Genomic DNA, 20714 nt, shown 5'->3' on the forward strand with positions numbered 1-20714 from the left:
CAACGCGGGTTCCAAACCCGTCATCCCGGAAGTTAGGCTTTCCCGGAAAACCGCCAAGGTTTTCCGTTGGAAAGCCTTACTGTCCGGGATCCACCTCTCCACCAGACCATTGCCTCACGGTGGATCCCGGACAGCTCAATTTTCTGACCAAATCAGAGATTTGGAGAAAATTGGCTTCCGGGATGACAGCAATGGACCTTGGCCGAGGCGGCTTCAGCGTTCGAACAGATGGTCGAGCGCGCTGGCGGGCAGGCACCAGAAGATCGCGACGAGCGCTGCGCAGGCGAGGCCGAGCGCGGGCGAGACGAAGGTGAGCGCGATGCCCGAGGCGTAGACAATGCTCGCCGCCATGCCCTTGCGCAGCGCGAGGCGGTGATAGGCGCGTGCCTCCTCGGACTGGCTGCCGGTGCGCCGGATCGTGCGCTGGAGCCACATATAGGCGAAGCTCGGCAGCAGCATGATGCCCATGTAGAGGAGGGTCGCGTCGCGGCTGAAGACCTGTTCGCCCAGATAGGCGGTGCCGAACGGGATCAACGACAGCGCGAAGATCAGGGTGATGTTCGACCAGAGCAGGCCGTTGGTCACGCGGGTGGCGTGGTGGAACAGCCGGTGGTGGTTGACCCAGTAGATCGAGACATAGGCGAAGCTGAGCGCATAGGAGACGAATACCGGCCAGAGATGGAGGAGGTGGCCCCAGCCGGGCTCCTCGGGCGCGTGCATCTCGAGCACCATGATCGTGACGATGATCGCGATGACGGCGTCGGAATAGGCCTCGACGCGGGTCACGCCGGCGCGGCCTTCGGTTTGTTCGGGCATTTGGGTCCCCTGGTTGGTGCCGGGGAATCTATCCAAAACCGGACCCAAAGCCATCCCTGCGATGGGGGAGGTGACCGCACCCTAGCTCGTCACCCCCGCGAAAGCGGGGGCCCATCTCCCGGACGAGGAACAAATCGCTCCGGTAGCGATATTGGAAAGCTGCGGAGATGGGCCCCCGCTTTCGCGGGGGTGACGGTGGGGAGCCGGTATGCGCTGCCGAATACCGGTCCCCACCCGTCCGTCAGTTCTTGTCCTTGTCGACCAGCTTGTTGGCGCTGATCCACGGCATCATCGCGCGGAGCTCGCTGCCGACCTGCTCGATCGGGTGCGCCGCGGCGGCCTTGCGGCTGGCCTTGAGCTCGGGCTGGCCGGCGCGGTTGTCGAGGACGAAGTTCTTGACGAAGCGGCCCGACTGGATGTCGGCGAGGACGCGCTTCATCTCGGCCTTGGTCTCGTCGGTGATGATGCGCGGGCCGGTGACGATGTCGCCATATTCGGCCGTGTTCGAGATCGAGTAGCGCATGTTGGCGATGCCGCCCTCATAGAGCAGGTCGACGATCAGCTTGGTCTCGTGGAGGCACTCGAAATAGGCCATTTCGGGGGCGTAGCCGGCCTCGACCAGGGTCTCGAAGCCCGCCTGGATCAGGTGGGTGATGCCGCCGCAGAGCACGGCCTGCTCGCCGAACAGATCGGTCTCGCATTCCTCGCGGAAATTGGTCTCGATGATGCCCGAGCGGCCGCCGCCGACGCCCGAGGCATAGGCAAGCGCGACGTCGTGGGCGTTGCCCGAGGCGTCCTGGTGGATCGCGATCAGGCAGGGCACGCCGCCGCCGCGCTTATACTCGCTGCGCACGGTGTGGCCGGGGCCCTTGGGCGCGATCATGATCACGTCGATGTCCGCGGGCGGCTCGATCAGGCCGAAATGCACGTTGAGGCCGTGCGCGAAGGCGAGCGCGGCGCCGGGCTTCATGTTGCCCTTGATGTCCGCGTCCCAGATGCCGGCCTGGTGCTCGTCGGGCGCGAGGATCATCAGGATGTCGGCCCAGCCGGCCGCTTCCTTGTTGCTCATCACCTTGAAGCCGGCGTCCTCCGCCTTGACCGCCGAGGGCGAGCCCGGGCGGAGCGCGATCGCGACTTCCTTGACGCCGGAATCACGGAGGTTCTGGGCATGGGCATGGCCCTGCGAACCATAGCCGAGGATGGCGATCTTCTTGCCGGTGATCAGGTTCAGATCGGCGTCGCGATCGTAATAGACTTTCATTTCTCTTCCTTTCCGATCGTCATCCCCGCGAAAGCGGGGACCCATCTCCCGTGCGTGCCAAGCCCGACAACAGTCGTGTTGCGCGCGGCCAGTGCAGGAGATGGGCCCCCGCTTTCGCGGGGGTGACGGTTAAAATTACGCGGCTTCCTTGCCCCGTGAAATTGCAACCACGCCGGTGCGGGCGACTTCGACCAGGCCGACTTCGCGCATCAGCTCGACGAACTTGTCGATCTTCTCCGATCCGCCGGTGACCTCGAACACGAAGCTGCCGATCGTCGCGTCGACGACGCGGGCGCGATAGACTTCGGCGAGGCGCAGCGCCTCGATCCGGTGGTCGCCGGTCCCGGCCACCTTCACCAGAGCGAGCTCGCGCTCGACATGCGGGCCGAAGGCGGTGAGGTCGGTCACCTTGTGCACCGGCACGAGGCGCTCGAGCTGCGCGATGATCTGCTCCATCACCGGCGCCGAGGCCGAGGTCACGATGGTGATGCGGCTAATTCGATCGTCCTCGGTGATCTCCGACACGGTGAGGCTCTCGATATTGTAGCCGCGCGCGGTGAACAGGCCCGCGATCCGGGCGAGGATACCCGGCTCGTTGTCGACCAGAACGGCGAGCGTGTGCCGCTCTTTTTGCTCTTCCTTGATGTGCATGGGATCAGACCAGTGCCTTGGCTTCGTCGTCCATTTCGCCGGAGACTTCGGCGGCCTGGAGCAGCATTTCGGTATGGGCGGCGCCCGACGGGATCATCGGGAAGCAATTGGCGAGCTTGGCCACGCGGCAATCGACGAGCACGGGGCCGTCATAGGCGAGCATCTCGCTAATCCCCGGATCGAGCTCCTGCCGGCCCTCGATCCTAATGCCCTTCCAGCCATAGGCCTCGGCGAGCTTCACGAAATCGGGCAGCGCGTCAGAATAGCTCTCCGAATAGCGCGACTGATAGGTCAGCTCCTGCCACTGGCGGACCATCCCCATATATTCGTTGTTGAGGATGAAGATCTTGACCGGCAGGCGATACTGCGTGGCGGTCGCCAGCTCCTGGATGTTCATCTGGATCGAGGCCTCGCCGGCGATGTCGATCACCAGCGCGTCCGGATTGCCGAGCTGCGCGCCGATCGCGGCGGGCAGGCCGTAGCCCATCGTGCCGAGACCGCCCGACGTCAGCCACTTGTTGGGCGATTCGAAGCCGAAATGCTGCGCGGCCCACATCTGGTGCTGGCCGACCTCGGTGGTGATGATCGGCGCGCGGTGCTTCGTCGCCTCGTACAGCGCCCGGATCGCACGCTGCGGCATGATCGCGTCGCCCTTCTCCTCGAAATCGAGGCAGCGGGTCTGGCGCCAGCCGTTGATCCGGTTCCACCATTCGGTGAGGTCGGGCTTGGGGTGCCCGCGCGCCTTCCAGCAGGCGATCATCTCGCTGAGCGCCACGCCGACATCGGCGATGATCGGAAGGTCGACGCGGACATTCTTGTTCACCGACGAGCGGTCGATGTCGATATGCACCTTGCGCGAGTTGGGCGCGAAGGCGTCGAGCCGGCCGGTGACGCGATCGTCGAAGCGCGAGCCGAAGGCGATGATCAGATCGGCCTTGTTCATCGCCCAATTGGCTTCGTAGGTGCCGTGCATGCCGAGCATGCCGAGCCACTGGTCCGACGAAGCGGGCAGGGCGCCCAGGCCCATCAAGGTCGAGGTGACCGGCGCGCCGGTGATCTCGGCGAGCTCGCGCAGCAGCCGCGAGGCTTCGGGCCCCGAATTGATGATCCCGCCGCCGGTGTAGAAGACCGGGCGCTCGGCGGCGGCGAGCATGTCGACCGCTTCCTGGATCTTCGCCGCGTCGGGCTGGGTCTGGGGGCGATAGGTCTTGTGCTGGATCGGCCCCGGCGCCTCGTAGCGTGCGGTCGCGACCTGGACGTCCTTGGGGATGTCCACGACCACCGGGCCCGGGCGGCCCGAGGTGGCGATGTGGAACGCCTCGTGGATGATGCTGCCGAGCGTCTCGGGCTCCTTCACGAGGTAGTTGTGCTTGGTGCAGTGCCGCGTGATGCCGACCGTGTCGGCCTCCTGGAACGCATCGGTGCCGATCAGCGCGGTGGGGACCTGGCCGGTGATCACGACCATCGGGATCGAATCCATCAGCGCGTCGGTGATCCCGGTGACCGCGTTGGTCGCGCCGGGGCCCGAGGTGACGAGCACGACGCCGGGCTTGCCGGTCGAGCGGGCATAGCCCTCGGCGGCATGGGTCGCGGCCTGCTCGTGGCGGACGAGGATGTGGCGGATACGGTCCTGCTTGAAGATCGCGTCGTAGATCGGGAGTACCGCGCCGCCGGGATAGCCGAAGATGACTTCCACACCGAGGTCGGTCAGCGCCTCGATCAGGATGTCTGCTCCGCTCTTCTCGGTCACTTCGGCCTCCTATGTTGCGATGCGCCATAGCACCGCCGGAGGGGCGCTGCTACTGGCAATAAAATGGCTCGTCAAGCACTATAAATGAAATTTAGTTTCAATTCTATCTAGTCTGTCGTTCGTTTCTGTCTCGCTCATTCGCTCCCAGTCGGCGGGCGGCTGGCGGCGGAACCAGGTATATTGCCTTTTGGCATATTGCCGGGTGGCGAGCGTGCCGGCGGCGGCAGCCTGCACCAGATCGCTCTCGCCCGCAAACAATGCGCGCAATTCGGGGATGCCGATCGCGCGGAGCACGGGGGCGTCGGCGGGGATATCGGTGCGGGCGAGCAGCGCCTTGGCTTCGCTGCGGCCGGCTTCGAGCATCTCGGCGAAGCGCGCGTCGATGCGCTGGCCAAGCCAGTCGCGGTCGGGGAGGAGGATCAGCGGGGCGAGGTGGATCTCCTCCGCGATGCCACCGACGCGCTGCTTCTGCCAATAAGCGAGCGGCTTTCCGGTCGCGCGCACCACTTCGAGCGCGCGGGCGACGCGCGTCGTGTCGGTGGCGTTGAGCCGGGCGGCGGCCTCCGGATCGGCGGCGGCGAGCTGCGCATGCGCCTCGGCGACGGGCAATGCGCGCACCGCGCTGCGCACCGCGGGGTCGATCTCGGGCACCGGTGCGATCCCCTCGATCAGCGTGCGCAGATAGAGGCCGGTGCCGCCGACGAGGATCGGCAGCCGCCCCGCATGATGCGCCTCGGCGATCGCCGCGCGCGCCTCGATCGCCCAGCGCGCCGCCGAATAGGGATCGGCGCCGTCGATATGGCCGAACAGCCGGTGCGGCACGCGCATCTCCTCGTCGCGCGTCGGGCGTGCGGTGAGGATGCGGAGATCGGCATAGACCTGCATCGAATCGGCGTTGATCACGGTGCCGCGATGCTTTTCGGCGAGCGCGAGCGCGAGCGCGGACTTGCCGCTCGCCGTCGGCCCTGCGATGAGCGCCACCGTTGGCAGGTCGGTCATCGACCAACCTCCGTTCGCCCTGAGCTTGTCGAAGGGCGGCTTTCCTCTCGTGCCGCAGGCGAAGCGAAGAACGGTGCTTCGACAGGCTCAGCACGAACGGGGAGAGGATGGTCCTTCAGCAAGGGGTTTGGTGTGTACATCGCGACGCTTGTAGCAGACGGTCTCAGCGCGGGGCAGCTTTCCGAGGCGGCCGATCGGCTCGCAGGTGTCGATTGCGCGCCGGGAGCGTGGCGCTGGCTCGACGAGGGCAAGGCGGCGGACCTGCCATTTGCGTCGGATCCGGGCGCGGCGCGGGCCGCGCTGGAGGGTGCGTTCCCGGCGACCGACGTGATCGTGCAGCCGGAGGCGAATCGCGCGAAGAAGCTGCTCGTCGCCGACATGGATTCGACGATGATCACGGTCGAATGCATCGACGAGCTCGCCGATTATGCCGGGATCAAGGCGCAGATCGCCGAAGTGACCGAGCGTGCTATGCGCGGCGAGCTCGACTTCGCGGAAGCGCTCGACGCGCGGGTGGCGTTGCTCAAGGACCTCGAGGAAAGCGCGATCGATCGCTGCCTCGCCGAGCGGGTCAGGCTGATGCCGGGCGCGAAGGCGCTGGTGCGGACGATGCGCGCGCGGGGTGCGACGACGATCCTCGTCTCGGGCGGGTTCACGCGCTTCGCCGAGCCGGTGGGGGCCGAGATCGGCTTCGACCGGGTAATCGCCAACGTCCTCGAGATCGGCGACGCGCGGCTGACCGGCACCGTCGCCAAGCCGATCGTCGATAGCGGCACCAAGGAGACCACCCTGCTTGGCGCGCTTACCGAGCTGGGGCTGGCGGCCGAGGCGTCGATGGCGGTCGGCGATGGGGCGAACGACCTTGCGATGATCCGCCAGGCGGGGCTGGGCGTCGCCTATCACGCCAAGCCGATCGTGGCGGCCGCGGCAGGCGCGCGCATCGATCATGGCGATCTGACGGCGCTGCTCTATGCACAGGGGATCGCGCGGGCGGAGTGGGTGGAGGGCTGACAACCAATTCACTTCTAAAGCCCCTCCCTGAAAGGGAGGGGTAAGGGGTGGGTCTAGCAGCGGGCGAGGCTCGATGCCTCGCCCGCTGCTGTCTAGCCGAGCAGGAGAGAGTCTTTCTGGGCGCGCAGACGCGCGCACCCACCCCCAACCCCTCCCTGCAAGCAGGGAGGGGAGTCTGAAGTCTTAAAGCGGCTCCCCCGCCGCCCGCGCGCGCTCCTCGCGCGTCGCCTCGGCGGCGGGGACGAGGCGGAAGGCGGCGATCGCGGCGGCGACCGCGAGCGGCAGCGTCAGCAGCAGCGAGAGGATGCCGGTCGAGAGGCTGCCGGTGAGATCGGCGACGCGGCCCGCCAGATACGGTCCCAAGGCGAGGCCGATCAGCGTGGTGCCGATGAAGAAGGCGGCGGTCGCCGTGCCGCGCATGCGGGGCAGGACCAGGTCCTGCGTCGCCGCCGCGGCCGCGCCGAGCGCGCAGCTCGCGAAGACCTGGGTGACCGGCAGCATCGCGTAGAACAGCGCCTTGTCGGCGGTGGTGAAGGCGATCACCAGCGTCGGCACGGGCGCGAGGCTGCCGAACAGGATGACCATGATCCGGCCCGAAGCCCAGCGCCGGCGCAGGCGATCGGCGGCTATCCCGCCCAAGGTCACGCCCAGGAAGCCGCCGAGGATCGCGGGGCCGCCGATCATCAGCCCCGCCTCGCGGCTGGTGACGCCGAAGACCTGCGCGGCATAGCTGGGGGCGAGGCCCGCCACGGCATAAGCGAGGAAGGCGTTGAGGCCGTAGGCGAGCACCACCGCGAGGAAGGCGGGGGTGCCGAGGATCAGCTTGAAGGTGGGAACGTCGCGGTGACGCAGCGCCGCCGACCAGCTGTAGACGGCATAGACGCCGATGCCGACCGCGAGCCATTGCGGCAGCGGCTCACCGAGCCGGACCAGCGCGTAGATCGCAGCGGCGACCAACGCGAGCGCTACCAGGTTGCGGAGCAGTGCCGATGCGCCGACGCGCGCCGCGCCGACCAGCGTGAGCGGCGGGATGATCGTCAGCAGGTCTTCGAGGAAGCTGCGGAACGGGGCAGGGTGGGGCGGTGCCATCAGCCCTTCGGACTGGCCGCGCATCGGCTCGCGCAGGGTCAGCACCCAGAGCGCGAGGAGCAGGCCGGGCAGGCCGACCGCCATGAACGCCGCCTGCCAGCCGACCAGCCCGAACGGCGGGTTGGCGGGATAGGCCGCGTTCCACCAATCGACGATCGCGCCGCCCACGAACAGCGAGAAGCCGCCGCCGAAATAGATGCCCGCCGAATAGATGGCGAGCGCGGTGGCGCGCTGGCGCTTGGGGAACCAGTCCGAGATCAGCGAATAGGCCGAGGGGCTGGCGGTCGCCTCGCCGACGCCGACGCCGATCCGCGCCGCGGCGAGCTGGAGGCCGTTGCGCGACAGGCCCGAAAGCGCAGTCATCGTCGACCAGAGCGCGAGTCCGATCGTCATCAGCCGCACGCGGTGCCAACTGTCGGCGAGGCGGCCGAGCGGGATACCGAACAAGGCGTAGAAGACGCCGAAGGCGGTGCCGTAGAGGAAGCCGATATCGGCATGGCTGAGCCCGAGGTCGCGGCGGATGTGGGGGGCGAGGATCGTCAGGATCTGGCGATCGATGAAATTGAGGGCATAGACGAGGAAGAGTACGATCAGGACGTACCAGGCATAGGGCCCGGCCTTGCGATCGGCCGGGGCAGCGCTCGAACTGGCCATCCATTCTCTCCCGCTCTATGTTTTCATGAGGCTAGCAGAGCATACCGCGTTTACGAAAGAGGGGATTTCCGTTGCGTCCGCCGTCATTGCTGTTCGTGTGCCTGGGCAATATCTGCCGCTCGCCGCTGGCCGAGGCGGCGTTCCGCGACGCGGCGATGCGCGGAGGCCTCGACGCAGTGGCGGAGTCGGCGGGGACCGGCGATTGGCACGCCGGCAACCCGCCCGATCCGCGCAGCCAGGCAGTGGCGCTGCGCCACGGGATCGACATCTCGGGCAAGCGCGCGCGAGCCGTGCGGGGTGCGGACTTCACCGGCTTCGACCTCATCCTAGCGCTGGACCCGCGGAATCTGCGCGACCTGCTGGCGATGGCGCCGGCGCGGAGCACCGCGCGGGTCGGGCTGCTGATGGACCATGTCCCCGGTTGCGCCGGGCAATCGGTGCCCGATCCCTATTACGGCTCCGCGACCGATTTCGACGCGGTCTGGGAACAGGTCCGCCGCGCGGCGGATGCGCTGGTGGCGACGCTGAAGGGCTGAGCTGATCGACATTCAGCCTCTTTTTCCCTCGCCCCCGAAGGGGGAGAGGGTTGCGCAGACTTAGTCTCTGCGAAGCAGAGGCTTAGTCGGAGCTGGGTGAGGGGGTGCGGCTGCAAAGCAGCCGCGCGGAGCTGCGCTCCGCTCTACCCCTCTCCAAGCTGCGCTAGGCAGCAAGCTGCCAAGCTCCGCTATCCTCTCCCCTATCAAGGGGAGAGGATGAATGTCGGTTGGCCCAAGCGCGGCGCTTTTCGGCCGGCTGGCGGTCGCTCCAACTTCTGCTGTCTTTACATCAGTTTACCATCAAAAGGTTCCCCACATCGAACCTGCTCCCCGCGGTCATCCTATAACGGATCAGCATAATTCTCTCGGGAGCATAGAATGAAACGGGGTTACCTTTTCCTGGCTGCTGCGCCGCTCGCGCTCGCGGCGCCGGCCTTCGCCAGCACGGTCGCGGCTTCGGACACGCCAAAGACCGGAACCGAGGCCGAGGCCGCCGCGCCCGCCCAGGAAGCCGGCAAGGCACCCAAGAAGGAAGTCTTCTCGACCGGCGTCGCCAAGGGCCGCGACGTCCTCGACAGCGCTATTTCGACCAGCTCGCTCAAGGACGAGCAGATCGAGCTCTTCGGCGCACGCTCGCTCGCCGAGATTCTCCGCAACATCCCGGGCGTCCGTGCCGAGGCGGTGAGCGGCGAGGGCAATGCCAGCTATTCGATCCGCGGCCTGCCGCTGGCGTCGACGGGCTCGAAGTTCCTGCAGTTCCAGGAAGACGGCCTGCCGGTGCTCGAGTTCGGCGACATCAACTTCATGTCGCCCGACGTCTTCCTGCGCGCCGACCTCAACCTCGCCCAGGTGGAAGCGATCCGCGGCGGCTCGGCCTCGACCTTCGCGTCGAACTCGCCCGGCGGCGTGATCAACCTCCTTTCCAAGACCGGCGACGTCGAGGGCGGCGCGGTCCAGGCGACCGCGGGCCTCGATTACGGCGAGTACCGCCTCGACTTCGACTATGGCGCGAAGGTCACCGACACGCTGCGCTTCCACATCGGCGGCTTCTATCGCAAGGGCGAGGGCCCGCGCGCTCTGGGCTATGACGCGTTCCGCGGCGGCCAGGTGAAGTTCAACATCACCAAGGAGTTCGCCGGCGGCTACGTCCGCTTCTACGGCAAGCTGCTCGACGACCGCACGCCGGCCTACCAGATCGTGCCGGTGCGCGTGACGGGCACGAATTCCGACCCGAGCTTCGCCGATGTCCCGAGTTTCGACGTCAAGCAGGACTCGATGATGTCGCGCTACATCACCAACGTCGTGTCGCTCGACGGCAACAACCAGGTCGCCACCCGCGACTTCCGCGACGGCACGCATCCGACGGTCAAGTCGTTCGGGGTCGAATCGCAGTTCGAGCTCGGCGGCTGGACGATCACCGAGAAGTTCCGCTTCGCGGACATCTCCGCGCACATGACCCAGAGCATCCCGCTCACGCTCGCCCCGGCGGCCGGCCTCGCCTTCCAGTTCGGCGGCCCCGGCGCGCGGCTCAGCTACGCGACCGGCCCGAACGCCGGCCAGACGATCGCCGATCCTGCGTCGCTCAACGGCAACGGGCTGCTCGCCATGTCGCTGCTGATGGACGTCCAGGTCGACAGCCTCGACAACATGACCAACGACCTGCGCGCCAGCCGCGTGTGGGAGATCGGCGGCGGCAAGCTGACGACGACGGCGGGCTTCTACAAGTCGTCGCAGGACTTCGATGCCAACTGGTCGTTCACGACGATCCTGTCGGACGTCCGCGGCGGGGGCAATGCCGCGCTGGTTAACATCGCCACCGCGGGCGGCGTTCCGATCACGCAGGACGGCTACACCTCGTTCAGCACCGCCGGGAGCTCCAGCTATCGCCGCCGCTACGACGTCAACTTCGACGTCAACGCGCCCTATGCCTCGGTCAACTACCATATCGGCAAGGTCGCGATCGGCGGCAGCGTCCGCTATGACTTCGGCAGCGTCCAGGGCTCGGTGTTCGGTGCCGATCTGGGCGGCGGTCGCGTCGGCATCCGCCCGGTCGACATCAACGGCGACGGCGTGATCTCCTTCCCCGAGAGCCAGACCGCGGTGCTGCCGCTCACGCAGCCCGCGCCGGTCGACTATGACTATGACTATCTGAGCTATTCGACGGGCATCAACTATCGCATCGCGGAGCAGCTGGCGGTCTTCGCCCGCTACAGCCGCGGCAGCCGCGCGGCGGCCGACCGGATCCTGTTCACTCCCTCGGTGAGCACGCTGGACGGCAGCCTGCTCGATCCCGAGGGCGCCTATGACCCGGTCCGCCAGACCGAAGTGGGCGTGAAGTTCCGCAAGGACAATCTGACGCTCAACCTCACCGGCTTCCTGGCGAGCACGGGCGAGCGGAACATGCAGGTCAACAGCCGGCCCGACGGTTCGGTGCAGGTCGAGCAGATCGCCCGCAAGTATCGCGCGCACGGCGTCGAGTTCGAGGGCGGGTTCCACTACGGTCCGTTCAGCCTCACGGCCGGCGCGACCTACACGATCGCCAAGATCTCCGAGGACGAGACCCATCCGGAGCTCGAGGACAATGTCCCACGGCACCAGGCGCGGCTCATCTTCCAGGCGACGCCGCAATTCTCGACCGAGCTGTTCACCGTCGGCGCCAACATCGTCGGCACGACCAGCGCCTATGCGCAGGACACCAACCAGCTGAAGATGCCCGGCTATGCGACGGTCAACGCCTTCGTGCAGTTCCGGCCCGCCGAGCGGGTCCAGCTGATGCTGAACGCCAACAACCTCTTCGACACGCTCGGCTTCGCCGAGATCACGCAGGGGACGATCCCGGCGAGCGGGCTGGTGACGGCGCGTGCCATCAACGGCCGCACCATCTCGACGTCGCTTCGCTTCTCGTTCTGAACGATGCGGGGTGCCGGGCGCGGATAGCGTCCGGCACCTTCGCGTCGCTGCTGTCGGACCCACAACCGAGGTTAGCAAGATGCTGAAGTCCCTGAACATACCGAGGAAGCTGGGCCTGTCCTTCCTCACGATCTGTGCGTCCGCGGCGATCATGATGGTGGTGTTCTTCGTCACCATCTCGATGATCCGGACGTCGACGGACCGGAACAACGAGAGCCAGTCGATCCACGCCAAGGCGTTGGCGCTCGAGACGGCGCTGCTCCGGCAGAACAGCCAGATGCGCGGCTTCCTGGTGACCGGGGACGAGAGCTATCTGAAGTCCTATTACGAGGGGCGCGACGAATATGACCGCACCTCGGTCGAGCTCGAGGGCGAGCTTGACGACGCGACGCAGAAGGCGGCCGTCGTCAAGTCGCGCCAGGAGACGCTCGCCTGGCGCGAGAAATGGGGCGACCGGCTGATCGCGCGCGTCAAGGCGGGCGACCGCGACGGGGCGCAGAACGAGGTCCGCGCGGCGGGCAAGAAGGTGATGGTGAGCGACGCGGTGCTGCCGCTGCGCGACGTGCGCGACGCGCAGGTCAAGCTCATCGAGCAGAATTCCGCGCGCCAGGAGACGGCGATCGGCACCGCGACCACCGCTTTGGTGCTCGGCGGCATCGCGTTGATGGGCATCGCCATCCTGCTCGCCGTGATGCTGAGCCGGATCATCGCGCGCCCGATCGCCGGGCTCACGCGGACGATGACCGAGCTGGCCGCGGGCAAGAACGACGTCGCCGTGCCCGATGCCGATCGCGGCGACGAGCTGGGCGACATGGCGCGCGCGGTGCTGGTGTTCCGCGATGCGGCGGTGGCCAAGCAGGCGGCGGAAGTCGCCAATGCGCGCGCCGAGGCCGAGCAGAAGATGGTGGTCGAGACCGTCTCGGCGCAGCTCTCCGAGCTGGCCGGCGGCAACCTCACCGCCGAGATCACGCGCGATTTCCCCGGCGACTATGCCGCGGTGAAGACCAACTTCAACGCCGCGGTGGGCGAACTGCGCAACCTGATCGGCACGGTGATGGAAACCGCCGCGACGATCCGCACCGGCTCGGACGAGATCGCCCAGGCTTCGGAAGACCTGGCGCGCCGCACCGAAGCCAATGCGGCGAGCCTCGAGGAGACCTCGGCCGCGGTGACGCAGATGGACGGCCGCCTCAAGGCGACCGCCGAGGCGGCGAACCGGACGGTCCAGCGCGCCGACGGGACGATCGTGACGGTCTCGAACGGCCGTGCGACCGCCGACGAGGCGATGCAGGCGATGACTCGCGTGAGCGACAGCGCCAAGGGCATCGACAGCGTGATCGAGGGCCTCGACAAGATCGCCTTCCAGACCCGAGTCCTCGCGATGAACGCCGCGGTCGAAGCAGGCCGCGCCGGCGAGGCGGGCCGCGGCTTCGCGGTGGTCGCCGACCTCGTCTCGGCCTTGGCGATGCGTGCCGAGGAAGAGGCCGGGCGCGCCCGCGACCAGCTGACCGCCACCCAGACCGATATCGTCACTGCCGTCGAGGCGGTGCAGAAGGTCGACGGCGCGCTCGCCGACATCTCGAACGGGGTGGGCGAGGTGCACCAGCTTCTCGGCGAGATGGCGGTCGACAACCAGGCCCAGTCGACGGCGATCTCGCAGATCAGCGTCGCAATCGGGACGATGGACCATTCGACCCAGCAGAACGCGGCGATGGTCGAAGAGACGTCCGCTGCCGCGCGCAACCTGACCGGCGAAGTCGCCGCGCTCAGCGAGCAGGCGTCGCGCTTCAACGTCGGCGCGTCGGGCAGCGCTCGGCCGAGCCGGACGCAGGTGCGCTTCGACGGACCGGTCAAGCCGTTGCCTGCTGCCGCCGTTCCTGCGCTGAAGCGCGCGAACGGGCACGACGACTGGCAATCGTTCTGAGCATGTGCCGGGCTGCCGCATTCCGTCGTCGGAAGCGGCGGCCCGAGGCTCGTATCTGCGTGAATGTGCGTCGGGCCGACGGCTCGGCGACGGGGGGAATATGAACGACTGTCCAGCGATCCGGGGCGAATTCTCGCGCCAGGCGGATATCGCCCGCGCGCTGGGTTCGCCCTTCGTCGCCTCGGTGCTCGAGGCGGGCGAACGCCATCTGGCGCACGCGCCGCGTACCGCCGCGCTGATCGAATCCTGGCCGGGGGACCCCTCCGCGGCGGCGCTCGCGATGCGCTTCAACGCCGCCATCCATGCGCTCGCCCGGCGCGGCCGGCCGCGCTGGCTCGAATCGCTCTACCGGCGGCAGCACGACGATTTCGACGGCGCGATCAGCGCAGCGATGGCGGCCGAGGACGCCTTCATCGCGCGCTGGATGCAGCACCCGCCGCAGACCAACGAAGTCAATCGGGCGGCGGCGATCCTCTCGGCGCTGATGGTCGCCGAGCGTCGTTTCGGGCTGCCCTTCGAACTGCTCGAGCTCGGGTCGAGCGCGGGGCTCAACCTCAATCTCGCGCATTATGCCTATGATCTCGGCGGTGTCGCGGCCGGCACGGCGGGATCGCCCGTCCAGATCGCGCCGGCCTGGCACGGCGCGCAGCCGCCCGAAGCGGCGGTCGAAGTGCTCGGCGCGCGCGGCGTCGATCTCCATCCGCTCAACGCCGCGGACGAGGCGACGCGCGACCGCCTGCTTTCCTTCGTCTTTGCCGACCAGCCGATACGCGCCGAGCGGCTGCGCCACGCGCTCGATCTCGCGCAGATCCATCCGCCACAGATCACGCGCGCCGACGCGGTCTCCTGGCTCGTCGAGCAGCTGGCTGCACCCCAGCAGGCCGGGACCTGCCGCACGGTGTTCCATTCGATGGTGCTGCAATATCTGAGCGCCGACGACCGCAGGGTGGCGATCGACCTGATCGCCGCCGCCGGCAACCGCGCCACCGCCGAGCGCCCGCTGGCTTGGGTCAGCTTCGAATGGACCCAGGCGCGCAGCGAGGTGCAGCTTTGGCTCACCTGCTGGCCGAGCGGCGAGGCGCGCCACCTCGCGACCTGCCATCCCTATGGCGCCTGGATCGACTGGCGGGGCTAAGTCGCATCGACATTCAATCGTGTGGCTTTCTAATCCTCCCCCGCCAGGGGGAGGTGGCGCCGAAGGCGTCGGAGGGGGCGGAAGCACGCCGAGAGTGAGTCGCCGTCCTCCCCCTCCGTCAGCCTGCGGCTGACACCTCCCCCTGGCGGGGGAGGATTGAGAAGGCTAACGCGATTTCCTGCCGAAGGTGTAGGTGAGCGCCAGGCCGCCGGAGAACTGGTTGCGCGAGCCGATCGTCCGCACGATCGGCGATCGTGCGGCGTCGGCGACGAGGCGGTCATATTTGGCGTAGCCGAAAAGGCCCCAGTGGCGGTCGATCGCGTAGAGCGCGGTCGCGGCCGCGCCGACCGCGTTGACGCCGCCGTCGGGGTCGAAGGTGCTGAGGCCGGTGCGGGCGCTCGCCGCCGGGGTCACGCCGTAATAGGCGCGCTGATACTTGCCGTCGGAAAGCGAGACGCGGGGTCCCAGCGAGAACAGCCAGCGATCGCCGTCGCGCGCGACATAATCCAGGCTGACGGCGCCGACGATCGCCTGGTGGCCGGTGACGCCCTTGCGAACCTCGCCCCGCGCGCGGATCGCGGAACCCAGCCACAGATCGGCGAATATGCCGGCCTCCATCGAAATGCCGACTTCGTCCACCGGCAGGTCGGTCTCGTTGCGACGACGGCTCCCCTCGATAGCGAACGCGGGCCCGATCGCGAGGCGGCCGATCTCGAACAGCGGCACGCCGAAGCTCTCGTCGGCCGCTTCGAACTTGAAGGGCTGGTCGCCCCGGGTCATCGAGACGTCCCACAAGGGCGTGACGCGAAGGTCCTCGGAACCCGGGTAGCGGGGTTGCAATTGCGGACCCAGTGCGACGCGGAAGCGCCGCTCCTTGCCGGGCGGGCTTTCGTCCTGGGCGGTGGCCGCGGTCGCGAAGAACAGGGCGGGGAGGGCAGCGGCGCCCAGTATCGCTTTGATCATGGCCGAAAAACGCGCCTCTCGTGACTTTGTTGCGGACGCGAAGCGTTCAGATCAGCGCGAGACCGGCACGCAGGGTTTGACCGCGCCGCAGGCGGCCGCCGCCGCGGTGCGCGAGGCATAGGGGCCGACGAGCAGCCTGGTGAGCCCGCCGGTCTTGACGAAATAGGGCTGCCGGCCGGGGAAGCGTCCGCCGACCTGGCCCCACAATTTGCGCGCATTGCCCGGATCGCCGAACGCGCCGAGCTGGACGCGCCAGCCCCCGTCCTGCGCCGGGGCCGGAGTGGCGCGCGCGGGCGCTGGTGCGGGCACCGACGGCGTGGGGCGCGACGTCGGGCGGGTGACCGCGGGCGAGGCTGGGCGCGTATTCTCCGCCACGACCGGCGGCAGCGGACGGCCGCCGCGGTTGAACTCCTCCTCGTACTTGCGCGCGAGCGCGAGGCCCTGCTGGCGGTCGCCGAGCGGCATATATTGGTCCATCTGCCCGCGTGCCTTGACCGCGGCGTCGAGCCCCGAGGTCGACGAGCGGACCATCAGCGCATAGGCGCGCACCCAGTCCTTCTGCACGGCATCGCCGTTGAACAGCATGATGCCCAGGATGTACTGCGCGCGCGCGTCGCCGCGGCTGACCGCGCGCTGGAGCCATTGAACCGCCTCGGTGCGCTTGCCGTTCTCGAACAATGCGAGGCCGTAATAGCCCTCGGCCTGTTCATGCCCTTGCAGCGCGGCCTTCCGATACCATTCCTCGGCCTGCTTGAGATCGGCAGCGACGCCGCGGCCGAGCTTATAGGCCTGGCCCATGTTGAACTGCGCATCGGCATTGCCCCGGTTCGCGGGGGGGCGCCATTTCTCGACCGCAGTGCGATAGTCGCCGCGTTCATAGGCGTCGACGCCGGCCCGGACGGGATCCTCCTGCGCGCTTGCGGGGCTCGCGAGCAGCAACGCGCCCGCACTGGCCACCATCCACAGAGACTTCATTCCGAGCACGCTCCACTGCCCTGCATCAAGGGATAGATGCCACTTAACCGCATACAGGCAAAGATATCCTTACCAGCGGGGAAACCAAAGCGCGTCCCGCCGCGAAACGCGTTAACCCCTTCTTATCGACCCGCATGCCATCAGGAAGCTCGCACTTACCGAGTTTTCGAGGGGGTTCATGCGCGTTCTAGCGATGGCATCGCAGAAGGGTGGGTCTGGCAAGACCACGCTGTCGGGGCACCTTGCGGTGCAGGCGCAGCTGGCCGGCCACGGGCCTGTCGTTCTCATCGATATCGACCCGCAGGGTTCGCTCTCCGACTGGTGGAACGAGCGCGACACCGAATATCCGGCCTTCGCGCAGACCACGGTCGCGCGGCTCGCGGCGGATCTCGAGGTCCTGCGCCAGCAGGGCTTCCGCCTCGCGGTGATCGACACGCCGCCCGCCATCACCATGGCGATCCAGAGCGTGATCCAGGTCGCCGAGCTGATCGTCATCCCGACGCGCCCGAGCCCGCACGATCTGCGCGCCGTGGGCGCCACGGTCGACCTTTGCGAGCGCGCCGGCAAGCCGCTGATCTTCGTGGTCAACGCCGCGACGCCCAAGGCGCGGATCACTTCGGAGGCCGCGGTCGCACTGTCGCAGCACGGCACCGTCGCGCCGATCACGCTCCACCACCGCACCGATTTCGCCGCCTCGATGATCGACGGCCGCACGGTCATGGAGACCGATCCCAACGGCAAGTCGTCGGGCGAGGTCGCGGGGCTCTGGGCCTATATCTACGATCGGCTCGAGAAGAATTTCCGCCGCACCGTGTTCGCGGCGCCCGCCCAGCCGGTGAGCCAGTTCGGCGCGGCGCGGCCCCAGGGCGGCTTCGGCCGCCGGGTCATGAGCTGAGGGGGTGGCGATGATCGGCACCTCCAAACCGCTCGCTTCGCTCTCCTCCAGCCTCCTCGCCCGCAAGGGCCAGGCGCGTCCGGCGATGCGTCCGCAGGGCTTCCTGCAGATGAACACCGGCCCGCAGGAGGATCTCGGCTGGAACGACATGGGCGAGGATTTCCGTCCCGCGCCTTATGTCGCGCCGGTGGGAGAGACCTTCGAGGCTCCCAAGCCCGCGGTCCTGCGCCAGATCGAGGCGCTCGACGAGCAGCTCGCCGCGCCCGCCCCGCAGATGGAGCCCGAGCCGGAAGTCGAGCCCGAGCCCGAATACCAGGCGCCGGTGCTCGAAGCGCCGGTGCTCGCCGCGCGCCCGATGAAGCGCGAGCCGGTGCTCAAGCATGCGCCGGCAGTGTCGGAAGGCACGCTCGCCCGTGTGGTCCGCCAAGTCGCAGCGAAGAAGGGCAAGGCTGCCTTCACGCTGCGCCTCGACCAGGAGCGCCACCTGCGCCTGCGCCTCGCCTCGGCCGTCACCGGCCGCTCGGCGCAGCAGCTCGTGACCGAGGCGCTCGACCAATATCTCGAATCGCTCGAGGGCATCGAATCGCTCGCCAGCCAGATCGACCCCGCCACGGATCGTGGGTGAAGGACATGACCATGAACGCCCGCAAGATGATCAAGTTCGGCCTCTCGGCATTCGTGCTGGGCGGCGTGGCCGTGACCGGCGTCGCGACGCAGGGCTTCACCAGCTCGGCCTTCGCGACTTCGGGCGCCAACGCCAAGAAGGCGGCCTCGGAAGCCAAGGACGCGCGCAAGGCGATCGCCAAGCGCAAGGCCGACGCCGCCGTGCAGCATGCCGAGGCGGCGGTCGCCTATGATCCGGCCAATGCCGAATATCGTGCGTTGCTGGGTCAGGCCTATCTGCTCTCGGGCCGCTTCACCTCGGCTTCGCAGGCGCTGAACGATGCGCTGACGCTCGCTCCGCAGGATGGTCGTATCGCGCTCAACCTCGTGCTCGCCAAGATCGCGCAGGGCGATTGGGCCGGTGCGCGCGCGACGCTGCAGACGCATGCCGACCGGATCCCCGCGAGCGATCGCGGCCTCGCCTTCGCGCTCGCTGGCGATCCGGTGACCGCGGTCGATATCCTCGGCCCTGCCGCCCGCGAGGCGACCGCCACCGCCAAGACCCGCCAGAACCTCGCGCTGAGCCTCGCGCTCGCCGGGCGCTGGAAGGAAGCGGGCGAGATCGCGTCGATGGACGTGTCGCCCGACCAGCTCCAGGCGCGCCTCACCGAATGGGCTAAGTTCGCGCGCCCGACCAACGCCTATGACCAGGTCGCCTCGCTGCTGGGCGTCCATGCGGTGGAGGATGGCGGCCAGCCGGTCGCCCTCGCGCTCGCGCAGCAGCCGGGTGTCGCCGTGGCGGCGGTGGCGCCGGTCGCCGATCCGGTCGATGTCTATATGCCCGGCGTGCCGCAGGGCGCCGCGGAAGTCGCCGCCGAGGCGGGCGTCGAGGTCGCGGCCGCGCCGCAGCCCGAAGTACAGCCCAAGCCGCAGCAGGTGGCGGGCACCGGCCCGCAGGTCGTGTTCGGTCCGCGCGCCGAAGTGGTCCAGCAGATCCGAGTCGCGCAGGCGGCTCCGGCACGCGTCGCGCCGGCCAGGGCGCCGGTTCGCACGGCGACCGCGGTCGCAGCACCCGCGCCGGTGGCCAAGGCCAAGCCCGGCAATTTCTATGTCCAGCTCGGCGCCTATCAGAATGCCGCGGTCGCGCGCGACGCCTGGGCGCGGCACGCCCGCCGCGTTACCGCGCTTCGCGACGAGACGCCGCAGGGCGTCCAGTTCTCGACCCGCGCGGGCAATTTCTATCGCCTGTCGGTCGGCGGCTTCGCGCGCAACGACGCCGCGGCGCTGTGCCAGCAGGTCCGCGCCAGCGGCAGCCCGTGCTTCGTGCGCGTGGGTGCCGGCGACAGCGTCGCCGCCTGGGTCAAGGGCGCCGGCCGCGCGCAGGTCGCCGCGCGCTGAACCCCATAGCAGTTCGTCACGTGAAAGGCCGGGGCTCGCGCTCCGGCCTTTTTCATTTGTGCAGGCTCGATCCTCCCCCGCCAGGGGGAGGTGGCATGCGAAGCATGACGGAGGGGGCGGAATCACGCCGTTAGCGAGGTGCTTCCTCCCCCTCCGTCGCCTTCGGCGACACCTCCCCCTGGCGGGGGAGGATTAGGATGTGTCGCTATTCGACCGGCGTTCCGCCCTTGTAGAGCTGCAGAACCTTGCCCTGGACCGGCAGGCGATCGAACGGCGTGTTGCCTGCGCGCGCGACCATGCGCTCGGCTTCGATCTGCCAGGGCGCGCCGGGATCGAGGACGATCAGGTCCGCGGGCTTGCCGGGGACGAGGGTGCCGGCGTCGAGGCCGAGGATCTTCGCCGGATTGGTGGCGAGCAGCGCGAACAGCCGCTCGATCGGGACCAGTCCGTCGCGCACCAGCCCCAGCGACAGCGCGAGCAGGGTCTCGGCGCCCGACATGCCGGCCTCGGCATCGGCGAAGGGCAGGCGCTTGGCCTCGGGCCCGCGCGGATCGTGGCCCGATGCGATCACGTCGATCGTGCCGTCCTTCACCGCCGCGAGCGCCGCCTGGCGGTCGCTTTCGTCGCGCAAGGGGGGCGAGAGGCGCGCGAAGGTGCGGAAGTCGCTCATCGCGATATCCGACAGCAGCAGGTGCGCGGGAGTGATGCCGCAGGTGACGGCGACGCCGCGGCGCTTGGCCGCGCGGATCAGGTCGAAGGCCGCGGCGGTGGTGACCTGGCGGAAATGGATCCGCGCCCGCGTCTCCTCGGCCAGCATCAGGTCGCGCGCGACGGCTAGCGCCTCGGCGATGGCGGGGGCGGCGGGGAGCCCGTGCCGCGTCGCGGTCTCGCCCTCGGTCGCGACGGCGCCGTCGGCGAGCCCGCCATCCTCGGCATGTACGACCAGGGTCAGGCCGCAATCGCGGGCGTAGGCGAGGACCTTGCGCATCGTGCCCGACGCGGCGATCCAGCGCCGTCCGGTGGCGACGGCACGCGCGCCCGCCGAGGCATTGATCGCCATCTCGCCGAGATCCTGCCCCTCGAGCCCGCGCGTCGCGGCGGCGAGCGGATGGACCCAGAGCGCCGGCTTGCCCGAGAGCGCGGC

At 68.5% G+C, this 20714-nt stretch carries 17 protein-coding genes; 8 read left to right on the forward strand and 9 right to left on the reverse strand.

Annotated features, from left to right (window positions below; genetic code table 11):
• Positions 1 to 213: 213 nt before the first annotated feature.
• From MT490_RS20140 to miaA, 5 genes are all read right to left on the reverse strand, one after another.
• Positions 214 to 816: a TMEM175 family protein gene (locus MT490_RS20140; RefSeq protein WP_297391606.1), complete on the reverse strand. Its 603-nt coding sequence runs from the start codon at positions 814 to 816 to the stop codon at positions 214 to 216.
• A 241-nt stretch (positions 817 to 1057) separates the two neighbouring features.
• On the reverse strand, positions 1058 to 2077 hold the full coding sequence (gene ilvC / locus MT490_RS20145; protein ID WP_297391608.1) for a ketol-acid reductoisomerase: 1020 nt from the start codon (positions 2075 to 2077) through the stop codon (positions 1058 to 1060).
• A 135-nt stretch (positions 2078 to 2212) separates the two neighbouring features.
• On the reverse strand, positions 2213 to 2728 hold the full coding sequence (gene ilvN, locus MT490_RS20150; RefSeq protein ID WP_297391609.1) for an acetolactate synthase small subunit: 516 nt from the start codon (positions 2726 to 2728) through the stop codon (positions 2213 to 2215).
• 4 nt (positions 2729 to 2732) lie between these two features.
• Positions 2733 to 4478: an acetolactate synthase 3 large subunit gene (locus tag MT490_RS20155; RefSeq protein ID WP_297391610.1), complete on the reverse strand. Its 1746-nt coding sequence runs from the start codon at positions 4476 to 4478 to the stop codon at positions 2733 to 2735.
• A gap of 78 nt (positions 4479 to 4556) precedes the next feature.
• Complete coding sequence (miaA, locus tag MT490_RS20160; RefSeq protein ID WP_297391612.1) at positions 4557 to 5477, reverse strand: tRNA (adenosine(37)-N6)-dimethylallyltransferase MiaA; 921 nt, start codon at positions 5475 to 5477, stop codon at positions 4557 to 4559.
• A 132-nt stretch (positions 5478 to 5609) separates the two neighbouring features.
• Between miaA and serB the strand changes: the two genes are divergently transcribed.
• Positions 5610 to 6488: a phosphoserine phosphatase SerB gene (gene serB, locus MT490_RS20165; RefSeq protein WP_297391614.1), complete on the forward strand. Its 879-nt coding sequence runs from the start codon at positions 5610 to 5612 to the stop codon at positions 6486 to 6488.
• Between the two features lie 183 nt (positions 6489 to 6671).
• Here serB and MT490_RS20170 read toward each other — a convergent pair whose 3' ends face one another.
• Positions 6672 to 8231 carry an MFS transporter gene (locus MT490_RS20170; RefSeq protein WP_297391616.1) on the reverse strand — a complete coding sequence of 520 codons (1560 nt, stop codon included), beginning with the start codon at positions 8229 to 8231 and terminating at the stop codon, positions 6672 to 6674.
• A gap of 71 nt (positions 8232 to 8302) precedes the next feature.
• Between MT490_RS20170 and MT490_RS20175 the strand changes: the two genes are divergently transcribed.
• The 4 genes from MT490_RS20175 (at position 8303) to MT490_RS20190 (ending at position 14736) form a co-directional block, all read left to right on the forward strand.
• Positions 8303 to 8767, forward strand: coding sequence for a low molecular weight protein-tyrosine-phosphatase (locus MT490_RS20175; protein WP_297391617.1), 465 nt, complete (start codon positions 8303 to 8305; stop codon positions 8765 to 8767).
• 378 nt (positions 8768 to 9145) lie between these two features.
• Entirely contained in the window at positions 9146 to 11677 is a 2532-nt protein-coding gene (locus MT490_RS20180; protein WP_297391618.1) for a TonB-dependent receptor, read from the forward strand.
• A gap of 79 nt (positions 11678 to 11756) precedes the next feature.
• Positions 11757 to 13601, forward strand: coding sequence for a methyl-accepting chemotaxis protein (locus MT490_RS20185; protein WP_297391619.1), 1845 nt, complete (start codon positions 11757 to 11759; stop codon positions 13599 to 13601).
• A 100-nt stretch (positions 13602 to 13701) separates the two neighbouring features.
• Positions 13702 to 14736, forward strand: a complete 1035-nt coding sequence (locus tag MT490_RS20190) for a DUF2332 family protein (RefSeq protein WP_297391621.1) — start codon at positions 13702 to 13704, stop codon at positions 14734 to 14736.
• Positions 14737 to 14901: 165 nt separating this feature from the next.
• On the opposite strand, the gene MT490_RS20195 is transcribed toward MT490_RS20190, so the two are convergent.
• Positions 14902 to 15699, reverse strand: a complete 798-nt coding sequence (locus MT490_RS20195; protein WP_297391623.1) for a MipA/OmpV family protein — start codon at positions 15697 to 15699, stop codon at positions 14902 to 14904.
• A gap of 51 nt (positions 15700 to 15750) precedes the next feature.
• Positions 15751 to 16674, reverse strand: coding sequence for an SPOR domain-containing protein (locus MT490_RS20200; RefSeq protein WP_297391625.1), 924 nt, complete (start codon positions 16672 to 16674; stop codon positions 15751 to 15753).
• Between the two features lie 178 nt (positions 16675 to 16852).
• On the opposite strand from MT490_RS20200, the gene MT490_RS20205 reads away from it, so the two are divergent.
• The 3 genes from MT490_RS20205 to MT490_RS20215 are packed head-to-tail and all read left to right on the forward strand — an operon-like array spanning position 16853 to position 19570.
• Positions 16853 to 17569, forward strand: coding sequence for a ParA family protein (locus MT490_RS20205; protein WP_297391627.1), 717 nt, complete (start codon positions 16853 to 16855; stop codon positions 17567 to 17569).
• A 10-nt stretch (positions 17570 to 17579) separates the two neighbouring features.
• On the forward strand, positions 17580 to 18194 hold the full coding sequence (locus MT490_RS20210; RefSeq protein WP_363321772.1) for a hypothetical protein: 615 nt from the start codon (positions 17580 to 17582) through the stop codon (positions 18192 to 18194).
• 5 nt (positions 18195 to 18199) lie between these two features.
• A complete protein-coding gene (locus MT490_RS20215) occupies positions 18200 to 19570 on the forward strand; it encodes an SPOR domain-containing protein (protein ID WP_297391628.1) in 1371 nt (456 codons plus the stop codon).
• Between the two features lie 205 nt (positions 19571 to 19775).
• On the opposite strand, the gene MT490_RS20220 is transcribed toward MT490_RS20215, so the two are convergent.
• Positions 19776 to 20714: amidohydrolase family protein (locus MT490_RS20220; RefSeq protein ID WP_297391630.1), on the reverse strand; the 939-nt coding region annotated here is incomplete at its 5' end.

The sequence above is a fragment of the Sphingomonas sp. genome (assembly GCF_026460985.1).
GTDB lineage: Bacteria > Pseudomonadota > Alphaproteobacteria > Sphingomonadales > Sphingomonadaceae > Sphingomonas.